Source organism: Streptomyces phaeofaciens, assembly GCF_014648915.1.
Taxonomy (GTDB): Bacteria; Actinomycetota; Actinomycetes; order Streptomycetales; family Streptomycetaceae; genus Streptomyces; species Streptomyces phaeofaciens.
In genome coordinates this window covers 73,660-92,420 of the sequence record NZ_BMSA01000021.1, presented here as the reverse complement: position 1 = coordinate 92,420, position 18,761 = coordinate 73,660, and the positions used below count along the sequence as shown (strand labels likewise).

Sequence of the window (18,761 nt, the reverse complement as noted above, 5' to 3'; positions counted from 1 at the left end):
CAGGGGGTGACCCAGGGGGTGTCAGACGCCGATGTCGTCGCCGTCCGCACGCCACACCGCCACGACCGCGGGGCGGACGATCTTGCCGGGCCCGTCCGGCCAGGTGCTCGCCGGCTTCTCCACGGACGCCCCGTCGATCTCGCCCGGGTGCTGCACGGCCACCAGCACACGCCGGTCCTGGATGATCGGACCGCAGGTCTCGGCACCCTTCGGCACGGTCAGGAACTGCTTCAGCTCACCGCGCCGCGGACCGCGCGTGGCCACACCGAAGAGCCCGTCGTGCGAGCCCAGCTGCGAGCCGTCGGTGGAGATCCACAGGTTGCCGTACGGGTCGAACGCCACGTTGTCCGGGCAGGAGATCGGGCTGACGTCGTCCTTGGGGAACCCGGCGAAGTAGGTCGCCGGGTCGTTCGGGTCGCCGGCGACGAGGAACAGCGACCAGGCGAAGGTCTTGCTCTCCGGCCGGTTCCAGCGCTCGGTCAGCTCCAGGATGTGCCCGTGCTTGTTGGCGTTGCGCGGGTTCGCCTCGTCGGCCTTGGCGTTCGCACCGACACCGCGGTTGCTGTTGTTGGTGAGGGCGACGTACACCTTGCCGGTGACCGGCGAGGGCTGGATGTCCTCGGGCCGGTCCATCTTCGTCGCGCCGACCTTGTCACCGGCCAGCCGCGTGAAGACGAACACCTCGTCCGCCGTCATCCCCTCGACGTGCGAGACCGCGCCGTCGGCGCCGGCCGTGGCCAGCGGGATCCACTCGCCGCTGCCGTCGAACTCACCGTCGGCGGGCAGCTTGCCGGTGCCGTCGATCTCCAGGGCGGGGGAGTCACCGGTGAGCCGGGCGACATACAGGGTGCCCTCGTCGAGCAGCGAGAGGTTGTGCTCGCGCACGGCCCGGGAGGAGCCCTTCCGCATGCGCTTGGTGCCGACGAACTTGTAGAAGTAGTCGAACCGCTCGTCGTCACCGGAGTAGACGACCGGACGGCCGTCCTCGGTCAGCCGCACGGTCGCGGCCTCGTGCTTGAAGCGCCCGAGAGCGGTGTGCTTACGGGGCGTGGAGGACGGGTCGTACGGGTCGAACTCGACGACGTACCCGAAACGGTGCACCTCGTTCGGCTCCTGGGCGACGTCGAAGCGCTTGTCGAAACGCTCCCACTTGCGCTCGGTGGCCCCGGTGCCGATGCCGTACCGCTTGTCGGTGGCGCGGCTGCTGTTGGCGAAGTACTGGTTGAAGTTCTCCTCGCCGTGGAGGGTGGTGCCCCACGGGGTGGTGCCGCCGGAGCAGTTGTTGAGCGTGCCGAGCACCTTGCGGCCGGTCGGGTCGGCGGAGGTCCTGAGCAGGGGGGATCCGGCGGCGGGCCCGGTCAGCCGGAACTCGGTGGTGGCGGTGACACGCCGGTTCAGGTGGTGGCGCGGGACGGCGGTCAGCGCACCCGTCCTGCGGTCCTCCTCCACGACGACGGCGCCCAGGCCGTGCGCCGCCCAGGCGATCTCCACCTGTTCCCGGGTGGGGTTCGCGGCGTCGTAGCCGCGGAACATCAGCACCTCGTCGGTGTACTCGTGGTTGGCGACCAGGAGCTGGCGCCGGCACTCGCCCGGGAGCGGCAGCAGCGCGAGGAAGTCGTTGTTGTAGCCGAACTGGCCGGCCTGGGCCGCCGCGGTCTGGTTCTCCGGGTCGAACGCCGGCGCCCCGCGCAGAATGGGCTCACCCCACCGGATCACGACATTCTGCCGGTATCCGTCCGGAACGGTCACTGCGTCGGCGGTGTTCGGCGCGACGGAGGAGTAGCGCAGGCCGCGGGCGGCACTCTTCTCCCCGGCGGGTTTCTTGGACGTGGCCTGCGGTGCGGCGGCGGCGGGCAGCGCGGCACCGGTTCCGGCCGCCGCCGCGACGGTGACGACGGCCGCGGCCCTCATCATCGTGCGGCGGGACAGGGCACCGGCGATCACGTCGCCGACGTACTCGTTGTCGCTGGTGTTGGGCACCTCGTGGAAGCAGGCGTCGCCACAGCGGAAACGGCAGGTCATTGCGGAGCGTCCGCCGGGATGCGACCCGGACGGCGTTCCGATGAGCGGAAGCAGCTTGCGCACCTTTAATCTCCCCTTGCGTGCCCTTGGTGTGAGCGTGACGGTAGGGGGACGTATGTGCGGAAGCGCAGCGGACGGATGAACGACGGGTGAATCCCCGGCTTCGACAAGGGTGTTGGGCTTGCGCCGGACAAGGCCGAGAGGCGGTGTTGACACACCCCTCTTCCCCTTACTCACCCCTGCCCAAGATCGCCACGTGGGGCCGCTAACCTTACGTGTCCGTCCTGGCCAGGGATTGACGGGCTTCAACTCACGCGAAGGGTTGCGCGCATGGGCATTCTCACTCGCCTTCGGAACGCTTTCGGCCGCTCACGCAAGGAGCGCACCGAGGCGGAAGGCGCGGAACAGGTCCCTTCGCAGGGGCACACTCCGACGGCGGAACAGGTCCCTGCGCAGGGACAGACGCCGACGGCCGACCATGTCCCTGCCCAGGGACAGACACCGACGACCCCGGCCCCCGAGCCGACCACCCCCAAGGTCCCCGAGCCCCGCTCGGAATCCACCGAGGAACACGACCTGGTCGCAGCGGCCTTCGACAACATCACGGTCCCGAAGCCGACGCCTGCGGAGGCGGAGGCAGCCGCGCCGGTGGCTGAGGCTGAGCCCGTGGCTGAGGCCGAGGCTGTCGCTGAGCCCGAGCCCGAGGCCGAGGTCGAGGCCGAGCCGGTGGCCGAGGCCGAGGCTGAGTCCGTCGCCGAGCCCGAGGCCGCCGCCGAGCCGGAGCCCGTCGTCGAAGCGGAGCCGGTCGCCGAGGTCGAGGTCGCGCCTGCGGCTGAGGCAGAGCCGGAGTCGGTCGCCGAGGTCGAGGTCGAGGCTGAGCCGGAGTCGGTCGCCGAGGCCGAACCCGTGGCCGAGGTCGCGCCTGCCGCTGAGCCCGAGCCGGTCGCCGAGGCCGAGGCCGAAGCTGCCGCCGAGGCTGAGCCCGTCGCCGAGCCCGAGGCCGCCGCCGAGCCGGAGCCCGAGGTCGAAGCGGAGCCCGAGCCGGCCGCCGAGATCGAGGCTGAGCCGATCGCCGAGGCTGTGGTCGAGGTCGAGCCGGAGCCCGAGGCAGAGCCCGTCGCCGAGCCCGAGGCCGAGGCCGAGGCTGAGGCTGAGCCCGTCGCGGAGGCCGAGCCCGTCATCGAAGCGGAGCCGGAGCCGGTCGCCGAGCCCGTCGCCGAGGCAGAGCCGGAGCCGGTCGCCGAGGTCGAGGCCGAAGCTGCCGCCGAGGCTGAGCCCGTCGCCGAGCCTGAGGCCGCCGCCGAGCCCGAGCCCGTCGTCGAAGCGGAGCCCGAGCCGGTCGCCGAGGCCGAGCCCGAAGCCGCCGCCGAGCCCGAGGTGGAGCCGACGGCCGAGGCGGAGCCGATCGAACCCGCGGCCGCCGACGGCGAGGCAGCCCCGCAGGGGCCACCCGCACCCGACGACGAAACCCGCACGGGTGGTGCGGGTGGGAACGACCAGGCCGAAGGCGAAGCCGAGGCCGCTTCGCAGCCCACCGAGCCCGCGGCAGCGACCGCCGCAGCGCCCGCGACAGCGACCGCCGCAGCGACCGCCGCCCTCGAAAAGGCGGGCCTCACCGGCACCCGGGCGTCCGTCTACCTGGTCCTCGACCGCTCCGCGTCCATGCGCCCGTACTACAAGGACGGCTCCGCGCAGGCTCTGGCCGACCAGACCCTGGCCCTCGCCGCCCACCTGGACCCGGAGGCCACGGTCCACGTCGTCTTCTTCTCGACGGAGGTCGACGGCACCGCCGACCTGACCCTCACGGACCCCGAGAACAGGATCGACGACCTGCACGCCGGCCTGGGCCGCATGGGCCGTACCAGCTACCACGTCGCCGTCGAGGCCGTCGTGAGCCACCACGAGAAGTCGAAGGACGCCCAGGGCCCCGCCCTGGTGGTGTTCCAGACGGACGGCGCCCCGGACGCCAAGACCCCGGCCACCCAGTCCCTCACGGACGCCGCGAAGAACCACCCCACCGTGTTCTTCTCCTTCGTCGCCTTCGGTGAGCACGACAACAAGGCCTTCGACTACCTCCGCAAGCTGAAGACCGCGAACGCGTCCTTCTTCCACGCGGGCCCCGCCCCGCGCGAGCTCACGGACGCCGAGCTGTACGAGGGCGTCCTGGCGAACTGGCGGCCGTAGTCCGCACGACCGCCGGTCACCCCGCGTAGCCGCGCAGCGCCATCCCCTGCCGCCCGCCTCTCACCCCGTAAAACGGGAGGCGGGCGGCATACACATGTCGGCTACGATTTCAAGGTTCGCAAGCACGACCACCGCAGAACGACCGACCCGGGAGCAGCCACCATGGCTCGACACCTCATCACCAGCGCCCTTCCGTACATCAACGGGATCAAGCACCTGGGCAACATGGTGGGGTCCATGCTCCCGGCGGACGTGTACTCCCGGTACCTCCGCCAGCGTGGCCACGACGTGCTGTACATCTGCGCCACGGACGAGCACGGCACCCCCGCCGAGCTGGCCGCGAAGGAGCAGGGTCTCCCGGTCGACGAGTTCTGCGCGCAGGCGCACGACGCGCAGAAGGCGGTCTACGACGGCTTCGCGCTGGCGTTCGACTACTTCGGCCGCAGCTCGTCCCCCGAGAACCGGGAGATCACCCAGCACTTCGCCCGCAGGCTGAACGAGAACGGCTTCATCGAAGAGCGCGCCATCCGCCAGGTGTACTCGCCCGCCGACGGCCGTTTCCTCCCGGACCGCTATGTCGAGGGCACCTGCCCCCACTGCGGCTACGACAAGGCCCGCGGCGACCAGTGCGAGAACTGCACCCGTGTGCTGGACCCCACGGACCTGATCAACCCGCGCTCCGCGATCTCGGGCTCCACGGACCTGGAGGTCCGCGAGACCAAGCACCTCTTCCTCCTCCAGTCGAAGCTTCAGCACGAGGTCGAGGAGTGGGTCTCCCGGCACGAGGACGACTGGCCGCAGCTGGCGTCCTCCATCGCCCGCAAGTGGCTGAACGAGGGCCTGCACGACCGCGCGATCACGCGTGACCTGGACTGGGGCGTCCCGGTCCCGGCCGACACCTGGCCGGAGCTGGCCGCCGAGGGCAAGGTCTTCTACGTCTGGTTCGACGCCCCGATCGAGTACATCGGCGCGACGAAGGAGTGGGCGGCCCAGGACCCGGAGAACCGGGACTGGAAGTCGTGGTGGTACGAGTCCGCCGACGACGTCCGCTACACGGAGTTCATGGCGAAGGACAACGTGCCCTTCCACACCGTCATGTTCCCGGCCACCGAGCTCGGCGTGCGCGAGCCGTGGAAGATGGTCGACTACGTCAAGGCCTTCAACTGGCTGACGTACTACGGCGGGAAGTTCTCCACCTCGCAGAAGCGGGGTGTCTTCACCGACCAGGCCCTGGACATCCTCCCGGCCGACTACTGGCGCTACTTCCTGATCGCCAACGCGCCCGAGTCGGACGACTCGTCGTTCACCTGGGAGCACTTCACGGCGACGGTCAACAAGGACCTCGCCGACACCCTGGGCAACTTCGTCAACCGCGTGCTGTCCTTCTCCAAGAAGCGCTTCGGCGAGGAGGTCCCGGCGGGCAACGCGGCCGGTGAGGCCGAGGCGAAGCTGGGTGGGCAGATCGCCGAGCTGCTGGCCGAGTACGAGACGCAGATGGAGGCCCTCCAGTTCCGCAAGGCGGCCGCCGCCCTGCGCGCCCTGTGGTCCGCGGGCAACTCCTACCTCGAGGAAAAGGCCCCCTGGCTGGAGATCAAGACGGACAAGGACGGCGCGGCCCTCACCCTCCGTACGGCGATGAACCTGATCCACCTGTACGCGGTGGTGTCGGAGCCCTTCATCCCGTCGACGGCGAAGACCATGCGCGAGGCCTTCTCCCTCGGTGACGACACGGCGGCCTGGGTCACGGCCGACGAGGCCCGCGCCCTCGCCTCCGTCCCCGCCGGCACCCCCTTCACCGTCCCGCCGGTCCTGTTCGCGAAGCTCACGGACGAGGACCTGGAGACGTACAAGGAGCGCTTCGGCGGCACCGAGGGCTGACGGCTCCCGGCCTCCTCCGGACACCGCACCGGTGTCCGGAGGAGCAGCCGTGAGGGCGAGGACGTAACGGAAGAGCCGTAGAGGTTCCCCCCGGCTTCAGCGGGTTCTCGCCAAGCCGTATGGTTCCCGCCATGGCAGTCCCCCCCGTCATCCCGATCGCCTACGAGCCGAAGCACCGCACCGAGTCCATCGGGCGGTACGCCGACGGCCAGTTCCTCGCGTCGGTCACGTACGCCTTCCCCGAAGGGTTCCGTCCCGACGAGGGCTGGGAAGAGCACAAACGCCTCTACACCGTGCTGCACACCTTCGACGCCGACGGGCACTACCGCGACTCGGACATCTGGTGCGCCGGCACGTGGGCCGAGCAGCAGCGCGACCCGTACGGCGAGAACTCGGTCCTCACCCGCGCCCGCGTCCGGCTGGCGACCCTGCTGCGCAGCCTGCCCCGCCGCTCGTACACGGACATCGCGATCCGCCCGTTCCGGCTGACCTACGAGGGCGTGCTGTTCGGCCTGGTGATCCGCGAGGACAAGGACGACGACGGCGAACCCGAATCCTGGGCCGAGCTCTACCCGGACCGTCTCGGCTTCGGCGAACCGTGGGACGGCTCGTACGACACGTGACCGGTCCGGTCCCCGTATGACGGCGTCAGCGGCAAAGTGACCGCCGACGGCCCGGGAGAGGTGGGCACCGGGCCGCCGGCCGTGCGGGGCGGTCAGGACGCCGTCAGGACGCCCGCGCCCGTGGTGGTCGCGAGCGACGTGGGCAGGTTCTTCGCCGAGGACTCCAGGCCGGTGGTGAGGGCCGGGGTCCAGTTGACGGTCGTCCTGAGGTCCTTCGACGACGCGGCGTTGTACGCGGCGACGAGGTCGGTCACCGTGCCGTTGACGAGGTTGCCGGAGCCCTTGACGGAGCCGGTGCCGTCGCCGCTGAGCAGCTTGGCGACCTTCCCGCCCGCCGGGACCTTCCAGTAGTTGTTCTCGGCGACGACCTGCGCCTTGGCCCGGGAGTTGATGCTGTACTGCGTCGCGTAGCCGTTGAGGGTCGTGACGTCGTAGTAGTTGTTGTAAATGTGCACCTGGCCGACCCGGGCCAGCGGGGCGCGCTGGACGATGCCCTTCCAGATGTTGTGGTGGATGGACACGCGCAGCTTGCCGCTGGGCTCGCTGTCGCTGCTGCCGATCAGCATCGTCTTGTCGTGGTTGGTGAACTGGTTGCGGGAGACGGTGACCAGGTCGGAGCTCTTGGTGATGTCGAGGGCGCCGTCGTGGATCTGGTACTCGCGGCCGTAGTACTTCGGGTTGGCGCTGTCCAGGTGGGGCGCGTCGGTGAACGTGTTGTGGTCGGCCCAGACATGGGTGGCGCCGCGCAGCGTGACCGAGTCGTAGTTGGAGTTCCAGTTGCCGTCGTCGCCGTCGGTCGGGTCCCACTGGGGGAAGCAGTCCTCGGTGGCGGCGAAGGTCAGGTTGCGGACGATGACGTTGTCCACGTTCTGGATCTGGAGCATGCCGCCGGAGATGCCGGCCTTCGTGCCGGGCACGCCCACGACGGTGGTGTTGGCGGGGACCTTGAAGACGATGTTCTTCGCCTGCTTGGTCTGGGCGGCGGCGCGGGCCTTCTCCTGGGTGCCGGAGGGCAGCTTCGACGTGCCGTAGGTGGCGGGGTCGTACGCCTTGAGGTACGCCGAGAGCGAGTAGCCGGTGCCCGACGCGTAGTCGGCGCAGGTCAGCTTCTTGCCGGAGTCGTCGGTGTTGGCGTCGATGGTGCCCTTGACCTTGATGATCCGCGGGGTGGTGTCGGACGCCGACCCCAGCGCCTTCACCAGCTGGGCGCGGGTGGAGACGGTGAAGGTGTGCGCGGCGTCGGCCTTGGTGCCACCGGTGGTGCCCGTGCCGGAGGAGGCCCAGCCGTCCTTGGCGGCGAGCGTCTGGTGGTACACGTCCACGGCGGTGGCGTTCGCGTTCATCACGACGACACCGGCGCCGACCCCGGCGGCCACGACGGCGGCGGAGACGACGAGGGTGCGGCGGGCGCGGAGGGACCGGCGGTGAGCGGGAGCTGCCACGGGGGATCCTTACGGGAGGAACGGGCTTACGTCCTGTCAGTGGCCGCCGCCCCGTGGGGGGTTGCCGTTGAATCGGAAATTTCTTCGCCTGTCCCGTCCGCCACGCGATCAAACACCTTCACGATTCCCTCACCTGCCCCTTAAGGTGCCCGTCAGGGGGCGAAACGCCCCTCAACGGGGAGGGATCATCACGCATGGGCAGATCAGCCCTGCCGTCGCGCCGTCGCGCGACGGCCACCGCACTCGTCGCCGTCTCGCTCGCGCTCGCGGGCGCCACGCTCCCGGCCACACCGGCCGCGGCGGCGCCCGTGCTGCCGCCGTGGACCGGCGCGAAGACGCTCAGCATGACCAAGTCCGAGGTCCGGGACGTCGTCGTCACCGCGGACGGCACCGCCGTCGCCGTGTGGACCGAGACGGTCACCGGCAACCTCTACGCGGCCCGGCGGCCCGCGAACAGCGACACCTGGAGCACCCGGGCCAAGATCGGCGGGACGACCTTCAACGCCCGGCTCGCGGCCCGGCCGGACGGCTCGGTCGTCGCGGTGTGGATCGACACCGGCACCGGCACGGGCTGGCGGACCCTCTCCGCCGTCCTGCCCGCCGGGCAGACGGCCTGGTCGCAGCCCACCGTGCTCGACTCGACCGACGTATCGAGTTCCATCGTGCCCGACATCGCCGTGAGGCCCGGCGGAGTGGTCGCCGCCGTGTGGGGCCGCAGCGCGAACTCCCGCAGCGAGGTGTTCGCCTCCCTCCTGTACCCGGAGGGCACCTGGTCCGAGCCGGAGCAGGTCAGCAACGCCGCCACGCACGCGGGCACCTCCCGCTACGGCAACGTCGGCGGGCCGCAGATCGCCTTCGACGGCCAGGGCGGGCTCGTCGTGTCGTACTGGATGTCGGTGGGCGAGATGTACCGGGTGATGACCAGTTCCCGGCCGGCCGAGACCTTCGCCTGGCAGACCCCGGAGATGATCACCGCCTCCTACGAGCTGCCCACGCTGGGCTCCGCCCCGGACGGCTCGCTCCACCTGGTGTACAAGGACCTGAACGGCTCCTTCCAGGTGCTGCGGCGCGCCGACGCGGCCTCCGCGTGGAGCGGACCGCGGACCGCCGCGTCCGCGGTCGGCACCGTCGCCGAGATGCCGCGGCCGCTGGTCGGGCCCGACGGCGATGTCACGCTCGTCTGGTTCGACCGGGCGGCGGGCGCCGACGACGTACGGACCGCCACCTTCGACAGCGGCACCGGTGAATGGGCGGAGTCGCGCACCCTGTCCGCCGGAACCGCGGCGTACACCGCCGACGCCGAGATCGCCCCCGACGGCTCGGTGCACGTGCTGTGGCCCGAGTCCGACGGGCAGACGGGCTCCCTCTACGAGGCCACCCTGGCCGACGGGGAGTGGACGTCCCCGCGCCGGGTGGCCACCGTCGGCAAGCTGGTGCGCGGCGAGATCGCCGCGAACTCGGCCGGCGACGCCACCGCCGTCTGGGGCGCGGTGTCCGGCTACTCGACCTACACGGACGTGTCCGCCGCCCGCACCACCTGGCCCGCGCTCGCCGTGAGCGGCAGCTCGGTCCCGGTCACCGCGCCCCTCAAGGGCACCACGTCCTCCAGCGCCGCCTGGAAGCCGACCTGGACGACGAGCTCGCCGGTCAGCTCCTGGACGCTCACCCTCACGGACACCGCCGGCAAGGCCGTGCGCACCCTCACCGGCACCACGGCGGCCGGCTCCACGGCGCTCGCCCCGGTCTGGAACGGCCGTACGGGCACCGGCGCCATCGCCGTCAACGGCCGGCTCACCTGGTCGCTGAAGGCCGTCCAGTGGGGCTCCGGCACCGCGTCGACCCTCGCGACCGGCACCGTGACGGTCACCGGCGGCAGCCCGGCGTTCCGTGACTTCGGCGGCCACGACGTCACCCCGGACGGCCTGGGCGACCTGCTCCAGCTCGACACCTCCGGCCGGATCCAGTGGGTCCTGGGCGACGGCACCGGACAGCTGGAGACGGGCGCGTCGGCCACGGGCTGGTCGACGAGCATCAAGGCGGTGCCCTTCGGCGATTTGAACGGCGAACGCTGCAACGACGTCCTGGTCCGCGTCGGCGACGCCCTGCGCGCGTACCGGCCGGCCTGCGGGACCGCACCGAAGCCGACGACGACGTACAAGACGATCTCCAGCACCGGCTGGAAGCAGTACGACGTCCTCACCTACCCCGGTGACGTGACCAAGGACGGCCGCCCCGACCTGATCGCCCGCAACGCCTCCACCGGCGCCGTCTACCTCTACAAGGGGACGAGCACCGCCGGCCTGTCGGCGCGCGTGAAGCTCTACGACAACTGGAAGACGTACAAGAAGGTCGTCGGCGCCGGCGACCTCAACGGCGACGGCATCGGCGATCTGCTGGCCCAGGACACCGCCAACAACCTGTACCGGTACTACGGCAAGGGCGACGGCACCTTCTCCTCCCGCGCGAAGATCGCCGCGAACTGGGGGGCCTCGTACAACGTCGTCGTCGGTGTGGGGGACCTCAACCGCGACGGCAGGGCGGACCTCGTCGCCCGTGACACCGCCGGGAACCTCTACCGGCAGGCCGGCACCGGCAAGGGCACGTTCGGCAGCCGCGTGAAGATCGGGGGCAGCTTCAACCGTTACAAGGGTCTGTTCTGACCCACCCGATCCGCACCCGCAGCACCCGCACCCACCTCGAATCCGACGCACGACAACCGACACCTGGGGGACTTCCATGGCACTCTTCGGCAACGCCCACCCGATCGACAACAACCAGGCGCAGCAGGACTACGCGCGTCTGCTGGGCCAGGGTGAGCAGGTGCACGCCGCGTTCCTGCTGATCCGCGACACCATCCTGTTCACCGACCGTCGGCTGCTCCTCGTCGACAAGCAGGGCATCACCGGCAAGAAGGTGGAGTACCACTCCATCCCGTACCGCAGCATCACCCACTTCGCGGTGGAGACCGCCGGCACCTTCGACCTGGACGCCGAGCTGAAGATCTGGGTCTCCGGCACGCCGACGCCGATCGAGAAGACGTTCACCAAGGGTGTGGACATCTACGAGGTGCAGGCGATCCTCACGCAGTTCGTGGCCAGGTGACGTCGGCCGTCACACCGGTCGTCACACCGATGTCCGCGGGGGCCGTACGTCACTGACGACGGCCCCCGCCGCCGTCACCCGCGGCCGCCGCCCGGCCCGCCGCCTCCGCCGAAGCCGCCGCCCTGCGGGGCGTCCCCGGCGGTGACCGTGGCGATCCGCTCCGCGTCGCCGAGCGTGCCGGGCTTCGCGGCCAGGCCGCCGGTGCTCTCGGTGGCCGCCGAGCCGCCGGACCAGACCTGGTACTCCGCCCCGGATTCGATCGCGGACGACGAATAGACCACGTTCTGGATCTGCTTCGCCGTGACGTACGTGGCGACCACCTTCCCGTCGGCGTCGACCACATGGAGCGTCGTGCCCGCCGGGACGGAGGAGTCGAGGGTCGCCGACAGCCAGCCCTGCGCGGAGTCCTCGTCGGGGGCGACGGCCATACCGGAACTGCCCGCCGCGAGGAGCGTGCCGCCGCTGACGGTGAAGCTGCCGTTGACGTCGAGCGCGCCGTTGCCGCCCTGCTGGGGACCGTTGACGACGACCGTGCCGCCGGTGATCTCGGCGGTGCCGTTGGAGTCCAGACCGTCGCCCTCGGCGTCGATCAGCAGGGTGCCGCCGGTGACGGTCAGCCGGTAGTCGCCGACGCTCTCGCCGCCACCGCCACCGCCGGGGCCGCCGCCCCGCGCCGCGGAACTCCCGCTGCTGCCGGACGCGTTGACCCCGTCGTCACTGGAGACGACCGAGACCGAGCCGCCGCCCACGACGATGTTCCCGCCCTCGATCCCCTCGGAGGCCCGGGTCACCTTGACCGTGCCCCGGTCGACGACGAGATCGCCCTCGGCGTGCACCCCGTCGTCCCCGCTCGCCGCGCTGACCGTGGCCCCGGCGAGATGGACGGCGCCGTCGCTGTGCACGGCGTCGTCGGAGGCGTCGACGGCGACCGTGCCGCCCTCCAGGACGGTGATGATCCCGGACTTGAGCCCCTTCGCGGAGATGTCGTCGGCGGGCCGCGTACCGCTGCCGCCGCCGCTGCCGACGGTCAGCCGGCCGCCCGTGACGACGAGGTCGGTCGCCGCGGCGACGCCGTCGCCCCCGGCGGTGAGGTCGAGCGTGCCGCCCTCGACGGACACGTATCCGGCGTCCGCGTCCTCCTCGTTGTCGGCCTTGAGGCCGTCGCCGCCCGCCGTGACGGTGATCTCGCCGTCCTCGACGACCAGGTAGTCCTTGCCGCGGATGCCGTCGTCCGCGGCGGTCACGGTGACCGTCCCGGAGGCGACGACCAGCCCGTCCTTGCTGACGATGCCGTCGTTGCCGTTGCCCTTCACGGTGAGCGTGCCACCGCCCGCGACGGTCAGGTCGCCCGCGCTGAACAGGGCGGCGTCGGCCTCCGCCCCGTCGGCGTAGGAACCGGCGTCGGAGAGGGTGTTCGTGCTCCCGTCGGCGAGCACCACGACGAGCCGGTCCACGGCCGTGGCGGCGACGGCCGCGCCCTTCGAGCTGGAGATCCTCGCCCCGTCGAGGACGAGCGTCACGGTCGCGTCGGCCGCGTCGACGACGAGCCGCCCGTCGGTGAGCGTGCCGCTGATCCGGTAGGTGCCCCCGGAGGTGATGGTCACCGTCGACCCGTCGACGTCGGCGCCCTCCCCGGCGACGGAGGCGGCGCCCTTCAGCGTGATCTCCACGGCGTCGGAGACATCGCCCGGGTCGCCGTCGTGGGCCTCCTCGTCGGCGGCGAGGACGGTGTCCGCGCTCTGGGTGCCGTCGGTGCCGGCGGCCGCCGTACTCGCCGCGGACGACTCCGCGGAGCCGCCTGCCTCGGCCGATCCGCCGGACGAGCACCCGACGAGGGCGGCGCAGGCGAGCGCCGCCGAGGCGAGGGCGGCGCCGGACCTGCGCCGTACTGTTCTGCTGCTCATGTCGGGCTCCCGTCGAGTGCGGTGGGGAAGTGGCGGCGCAGGACCGGCAGCCAGCGGTGGGCGGGGAGTCCGGGGCGCAGGGCGGCCAGTCCGGTGCCGTACTTGGAGACCGTGCAGGGCCGGTGTCCGAGCGACCGGAGCAGCCGGTCGGCGCCGGACCCGGCCCGCCCGGACTTCGTCTCGACGATCGCCCGGTCCTGCGCGCCGAGCACCCCGCCGCCGTCCGGCAGCGCCCACACCAGCCCGGTGTCGACGGTCAGCCGGCTGCCGTCGGGCAGCAGCAGCGTCGTACGCCGGTACGTCGTCGTCAGCGTGGGCCGCAGGACGAAACTCCGGGAGTCGATGCCGGCGCCGGCGAGGACGGTGTCGGCGTAGAAGCGCGCCCCGCCCTCCAGCCGCCGCCCGTCCCCCTCGTACGGGATCCGCTGCTTGACCGTCGTCCCCCGGCGACCGCGTGTCTTGACCTCCAGGAAGTCGAGGCCGGAGTCGAGATAGCTGCGGATGCGGACCTTGAACCGGTGCCGGCGGCCGCGGGCGGCGCCCAGGTAGGCGTCCAGGTCGGGGGTGTCGAGGTAGCGGGAGCGGTAGCCGAAGTCCCGCCGCCCGTCGATGTCCAGGACGCGTACGCCGGTGTCCAGGCCGCCGAGGGCGAAGGGCAGGTCGGCGAGCGGCAGGACGTACTTGCGGTCGACACGGGTCAGCAGCTCGGCGCGGGCGACGAGTTCGTCGAGCCCGACGGGCCGCAGCGCGCCGACGGCCGCGCCGAGGGACTCGAGCGTGGTCACGCCCGTACCCCCGGCCGGGCCGCGGAGCCGGGCGCCGGGACCGGCGCCCCGGCGTGGTGCGTCACGTACCGGACCTCGACCAGGGTGGTGTCGTTGACGAGGTCGACGTTCTTCACCGACAGGTTCACCACCCGCCCGCCGAGCAGCACTTCGAGGTGCGCGCGCAGGGCCGCCTCGTCGGTGTGCGCCGAGTCGAGCCGCAGACTGCGCGAGCGGTGCCGGGCGTAGAGCCGCGGGTGGTCGGCGACGTACAGGGTGACGACGACCAGCGCCGTCAGCGCGACGGGCAGGGCCGACGTCTCCTCGGGGATGCCGTTGAGCAGGCCGATGGCCAGCGCGGCGAAGTAGTAGGCGATCTCGTGCTGCGCGATCTCGGACGACCGCAGCCGGATGATCGACAGCACCCCGAACAGACCCATGCCCAGGCCGATGCCCACCGCCGCGTTGCTCAACGTCATCGCGACGGCGAGCACCCCGACATTGATCCCGAGAAAGGCGGTGACCAGGTCCTTGCGGTGGTGGCGGGGGAAGTAGACGGCGAAGGCCAGGACAGAACCGGCGACGAGGTCCGTGGCGACGAGCAGCAATGGGGTGGCCATGCCAAGACCATCGGGCCACACGCTGTGAACGGCCTTTGGTCTCCCTTAAGCGACTTTGAGAAGTACAGGGAGCGTCTTGGTGATGAACGGACCATCCCCACAGGGCACTTGGGGCACGTCACCCTTGTGTAAATCGGCGGTAAACGGAGATCAAAGACTGTTAAAGTTCGCTCACTTGTGCGAGGGCGGGGGCCCTTGCGGGGGAGGGAACGTTCCATGGGCAGATACGCCCTGTCGCGCGGCCGGCTCGCCGCCGCGATCTCATCGGTGGCGCTCGCGGTCGCGGGCGGCGCGGTGCTCCCGTCGACGGCCGCGGCGGCCCCGGCCGTCCCCTGGACGACGGCCACCGCCATCACCGGAGCCGCCGCCCACACCGCCGTGCAGGACGTCGTCACCGCCGCCGACGGATCCGCCGTCGCGGTCTGGAACCAGTTCGCCGGCACGAGCGAACGCAAGCTCTACGCCGCCGTACGACCGGCCGGTGCAGACACATGGGGCACGCCGACACTGCTCACGACCACCCCGACCGAGGGCGGCGACGCGCAACTGCACGCCTCGGCTGACGGCACGGTGACCGCCGTGTGGTGGGAGCTCCCCGAGTCGACCTCGCCGGGTGACGGCAAGAACGCGAGCCGGCTGGTCAGCTCCGTACTCACGGCCGACAAGTCCGGCTGGTCGACGCCCGTCGAGATCGTCGGCACCGACGCGTCCTGGGCCGACGGCGGCATCGAGCTCGCCGAAGCGGCCGACGGCACACTCACCGTGGTCTGGGGCAACAGGACCGGTACCACCGTCAAGCCGGAGGTGCGCGTCGCCGTCCGGAGCGCCGAGGGCACCTGGTCGGACCCGGTGCGGATCAGCACCGCGACCGCGGACGGGGCCGACGCGGCCCTCTCCCCGAGCGTCGCCGTCGCCTCCGACGGCACCACGGTCGTCACCTATCTCCAGCACTCCGGCGGGATCGCCACATTGCTCTCGGTCTCCCGGGCCGCCGACGCGACGGAGTGGGGGGCACCCGTGCCGGTGGCCGGCGCCTATCTCTCCGCCGGCGACCCCCAGCTCTCGGCGGCCGACGACGGGTCGGTGAGTCTCACCTTCAGCGGCACCGACGAGTCGGAGTCCCGCTCCATCCTCGCCGCGACCCGCGCCGCCGACGGCACCTGGTCGTCCGTCGAGACCGTGACCGGGACCGCCAACCTGGTCGAGACCCCGGAGCCGTTGATCGCGCCCGACGGCGACGTCACCCTGGTCTGGGTCGACTGGACCACCCGGTTCAACACGCGCACCGCCACCCGTGACGCGGACACCGGCACCTGGTCCGCCCCGCAGACCCTGTCGACGGCTTACGTGCCGGAGCAGTACGACAGCGCGATCGGTGACGACGGCACCGTCCACGCGCTGTGGACGCAGACCGGCGGTGGCGGCCGAGCGCTGGTCGAGTCCGTCCGCGACAACGGCGCCTGGACGACACCCGCCCAGCTGCCCGGCTCGGCGAGCGCCTACGTTCAGGGCCGGCTCTCGGTCGCCGGCGACGGCACCGCCACCGCCGTCTGGTCGGGCGCCGCGAGCGCGAGCGCCGTGAGCCGGCTGTACGGCTCCCGGACCGCGTGGCCGACGCTCGCCGTCAGCGGCTCCACCGTCCCGGCGACCGCACCGCTCAAGGGCACGACCACCGCCGACACCGCCTGGGCTCCCGTCTGGCAGCTGAGCCGGCCGGCCTCGTCGTGGTCGGTGACCGTCACCGACCGGGCGGGCCGCACGGTCCGTACGCTCACCGGCACGACCGCCGACGGCCTGAAGGTCGCGGCACACTGGAACGGCCGTACGACGAGCGGCGGTTACGCGTCCAACGGACCGCTGACCTGGACACTGAGCGCCACCCAGGTGGGCGCGGCCTCGGCCGTGAAGCTGGCTTCCGGAACGGTCACCGTCACCGGCGGCGCGGCCGCCGCCCACGACTTCGGCGGCGCCTCCGCCACCCCCGACGGAACCGGCGACCTGCTCACCCTGAACTCCTCAGGCGCGCTGAGCGTCCAGTACGGCACCGGCGGCGGGGCGCTCTCGGGCAAGCTCACCGGCACCGGCTGGGCCACGACGGTCAAGGCCGTCCCCGTGGGCGACCTCAGCAGCGACCGCTGCAACGACGTCCTCGTCCGGCTGAGCAGCGGAGCGGTACGGCTGTACAAGCCGGCCTGCGGCGGTGCGGTGAAGCCTTCGACGCCGTACACCACCCTCGCCACCGGCGGCTGGAACCAGTACGACGTGCTGACCGCCCCCGGCGACGTGACCAAGGACGGCCGCCCCGACCTCATCGCCCGCAACGCCTCCACCGGCGCCGTCTACCTCTACAAGGGCACGAGCACCGGCAAGCTGTCGTCGCGCGTGAAGCTGTACGACAACTGGAAGACGTACAGGAAGGTCGTCGGCGCCGGCGACCTGAACGGGGACGGCGTCGGTGATCTGCTGGCGCAGGACAAGGCGAACAACCTGTACCGGTACTTCGGCACCGGCAAGGGGACCTTCGGGGCACGGGTGAAGCTGTTCGCCGGCTGGGGCGCCTCGTACAACGCCGTCGTCGGCGCCGGGGACCTCAACCGGGACGGCAGGGTCGATCTCGTCGCCCGGGACACCGCCGGCAAGCTGTACCGCCAGTACGGCGACGGCAAGGGCTCGTTCGGGTCGCGGACGCAGATCGGGTCGGGCTGGGGCGGGTACAAGACCCTGTCCTGAGCCGACACCGGACGGGAACGGGCGGGGACGGCGGCATCCGGGCACTACGCTCCGGTCATGCCGCCCGACCTGCTCGAACCGCATCTGCGGCTCCTCGCCGAAGTCGCCGCCGTCGCGCCCGTGCCGCTCTCGCTGGCGGGCGGGTACGCCTTGGAGGCGCACGGGCTGCTGCTGCGGCCGCACGCGAACGTGGACCTGGCGACGGAGAGCGCCGATCCGATGCCGCACCTCGCCGACATGCTCGTCGCGGCGCTGGCCGTGCGCGGGCTGGAGGCGACCGTCCGGGACACGGACCCGCTGTCCGCGCATCTGACGGTCATGGACCTGGGGCTCGCGCTCCACAAGGAGACCCTGTGGTCTCCGCCCGTCCTCACCCCGTACGGCCCGACGCTCGGCCTGCCGGACGCCGTCGGGACCAAGATCCGCGCCCTGTACGACCGCGGACTGGCCGTCGACCTGATCGACGCGCGGGCCGCGTCCGCCCGTTTCACCCACCCCGACCTGGAGGAACTGGCCCGTCGGCACGCCCGCGACGCGTTCGACCTGCCCACCCTCCAGACCCGTCTGACCGGCACGGACCACTACCCGGACGCGGCGTTCACGGCCTACGGCCTCACGGAGGAGGAGATCGGCGCCCTGCGGGCCTGGGCCCAGGAGTGGTCCACGGACATCGCGGAACGGCTGCTGGAGGAGGGGGCGTCACCGGACGACGGGGAAGCGGAACCGCCGTGAGCACACCGTCACCGGCCCGCTTCACGCCCCTTCGACGCGGAGACCTCGCAGGAGGGCGGCGAGACCGACGGGGGTGACGGGAAGTGGGCACACCGAGGGGCCCGCCGCCATGAAGCTCCGCGCGGAACACCGCACCCTGCGGTTCGGCGTCTGGGACAACGACCCCACGCCACCGCGTCCACCTCGCCAGACGCCGTGGGACGCGGAATCGGGGCGCGGGTTGGGGCTCGTCCGCACCTGTTCGGACAGCTGGGGCTGGGTCCGGCAGCCGGACCACAGGCGCCTCGTCGGCACCGGCAAGTACATCTGGTGCGACCTGACGAACACCGCCGTGTGAACGCCCGCCGCACCGGCTCACGAAGGCACGCAGACCGCCGCCGATGCAGGGTCCAGGCCCAGGGCCGCGCGGGCCGTGCGCAGATGTGCCAGTCCCTCCCGCGCCACCCGTGTCACCTCCGCGTAGTCGGCCGCCGTGCGGGCCGCGGCCAGGCGGGCCCGTGCCTCGCGGTGGCATTCCGCGGCCCTCGTCAGCGCCCGGCCCGCCTCCTCGTCCGCACCGACCCACGTGCGGGCGTCCGGCGGGACCAGTCCCCCGCCCAGCCGTACGAGCCAGTGGTTCGCCTCGGCCTCCGCGTCCAGGCCGGACGGGGGGCGGGGGCGCCGGGAACGGCGTTGGGCGACGACGGCCGTCACCGCGCCGGTGATCAGCAGTGCCGAGAGTACGAGCGTGAACGCCATCGGTGGTTTCCTCCCCAGGTCC

The 18,761-nt window shown here is 71.9% G+C and carries 14 protein-coding genes; 8 read left to right on the top strand and 6 right to left on the bottom strand.

Annotated elements, in window-relative coordinates:
• Positions 1 to 21: 21 nt before the first annotated feature.
• Positions 22 to 2,085 (bottom strand): PhoX family protein, encoded by a 2,064-nt coding sequence (locus IE275_RS30395; RefSeq protein ID WP_189715001.1) that lies wholly within the window; start codon positions 2,083 to 2,085, stop codon positions 22 to 24.
• A gap of 267 nt (positions 2,086 to 2,352) precedes the next feature.
• Here IE275_RS30395 and IE275_RS30390 point away from each other — a divergent pair, with 267 nt between their 5' ends.
• From IE275_RS30390 to IE275_RS30380, 3 genes are all read left to right on the top strand, one after another.
• Positions 2,353 to 4,206 (top strand): VWA domain-containing protein, encoded by a 1,854-nt coding sequence (locus IE275_RS30390; RefSeq protein WP_189714999.1) that lies wholly within the window; start codon positions 2,353 to 2,355, stop codon positions 4,204 to 4,206.
• Positions 4,207 to 4,368: 162 nt separating this feature from the next.
• On the top strand, positions 4,369 to 6,084 hold the full coding sequence (gene metG / locus IE275_RS30385) for a methionine--tRNA ligase (protein WP_189714997.1): 1,716 nt from the start codon (positions 4,369 to 4,371) through the stop codon (positions 6,082 to 6,084).
• 131 nt (positions 6,085 to 6,215) lie between these two features.
• A complete protein-coding gene (locus tag IE275_RS30380; protein ID WP_189714995.1) occupies positions 6,216 to 6,707 on the top strand; it encodes a hypothetical protein in 492 nt (163 codons plus the stop codon).
• 92 nt (positions 6,708 to 6,799) lie between these two features.
• Here IE275_RS30380 and IE275_RS30375 read toward each other — a convergent pair whose 3' ends face one another.
• Positions 6,800 to 8,149 carry a pectate lyase family protein gene (locus IE275_RS30375; protein ID WP_308435713.1) on the bottom strand — a complete coding sequence of 450 codons (1,350 nt, stop codon included), beginning with the start codon at positions 8,147 to 8,149 and terminating at the stop codon, positions 6,800 to 6,802.
• Positions 8,150 to 8,343: 194 nt separating this feature from the next.
• Here IE275_RS30375 and IE275_RS46195 point away from each other — a divergent pair, with 194 nt between their 5' ends.
• Both IE275_RS46195 and IE275_RS30365 read left to right on the top strand, forming a co-directional pair.
• Positions 8,344 to 10,809, top strand: coding sequence for an FG-GAP-like repeat-containing protein (locus IE275_RS46195; protein WP_229870717.1), 2,466 nt, complete (start codon positions 8,344 to 8,346; stop codon positions 10,807 to 10,809).
• A gap of 76 nt (positions 10,810 to 10,885) precedes the next feature.
• Entirely contained in the window at positions 10,886 to 11,251 is a 366-nt protein-coding gene (locus tag IE275_RS30365; RefSeq protein WP_189714993.1) for a PH domain-containing protein, read from the top strand.
• Between the two features lie 74 nt (positions 11,252 to 11,325).
• Here IE275_RS30365 and IE275_RS30360 read toward each other — a convergent pair whose 3' ends face one another.
• Genes IE275_RS30360 through IE275_RS30350 form a run of 3 tightly spaced genes read right to left on the bottom strand, consistent with a single transcriptional unit; the run spans position 11,326 to position 14,539 of the window.
• Positions 11,326 to 13,155, bottom strand: coding sequence for a carbohydrate-binding domain-containing protein (locus IE275_RS30360; RefSeq protein ID WP_189714991.1), 1,830 nt, complete (start codon positions 13,153 to 13,155; stop codon positions 11,326 to 11,328).
• Entirely contained in the window at positions 13,152 to 13,940 is a 789-nt protein-coding gene (locus IE275_RS30355; RefSeq protein WP_189714990.1) for a polyphosphate polymerase domain-containing protein, read from the bottom strand. Before IE275_RS30355 ends, IE275_RS30360 begins: the two co-directional genes overlap by 4 nt.
• Positions 13,937 to 14,539: a DUF4956 domain-containing protein gene (locus IE275_RS30350; protein WP_189714988.1), complete on the bottom strand. Its 603-nt coding sequence runs from the start codon at positions 14,537 to 14,539 to the stop codon at positions 13,937 to 13,939. Before IE275_RS30350 ends, IE275_RS30355 begins: the two co-directional genes overlap by 4 nt.
• 216 nt (positions 14,540 to 14,755) lie before the next feature.
• Here IE275_RS30350 and IE275_RS30345 point away from each other — a divergent pair, with 216 nt between their 5' ends.
• The 3 genes from IE275_RS30345 (at position 14,756) to IE275_RS30335 (ending at position 18,338) form a co-directional block, all read left to right on the top strand.
• Complete coding sequence (locus IE275_RS30345) at positions 14,756 to 17,269, top strand: FG-GAP-like repeat-containing protein (RefSeq protein WP_229870714.1); 2,514 nt, start codon at positions 14,756 to 14,758, stop codon at positions 17,267 to 17,269.
• Between the two features lie 57 nt (positions 17,270 to 17,326).
• Positions 17,327 to 18,001 (top strand): hypothetical protein, encoded by a 675-nt coding sequence (locus IE275_RS30340; RefSeq protein WP_189714986.1) that lies wholly within the window; start codon positions 17,327 to 17,329, stop codon positions 17,999 to 18,001.
• A gap of 109 nt (positions 18,002 to 18,110) precedes the next feature.
• On the top strand, positions 18,111 to 18,338 hold the full coding sequence (locus IE275_RS30335) for an ATP-binding protein (RefSeq protein ID WP_189714984.1): 228 nt from the start codon (positions 18,111 to 18,113) through the stop codon (positions 18,336 to 18,338).
• 17 nt (positions 18,339 to 18,355) lie between these two features.
• Here IE275_RS30335 and IE275_RS30330 read toward each other — a convergent pair whose 3' ends face one another.
• Complete coding sequence (locus tag IE275_RS30330; protein ID WP_189714981.1) at positions 18,356 to 18,739, bottom strand: hypothetical protein; 384 nt, start codon at positions 18,737 to 18,739, stop codon at positions 18,356 to 18,358.
• Positions 18,740 to 18,761 lie beyond the last annotated feature (22 nt).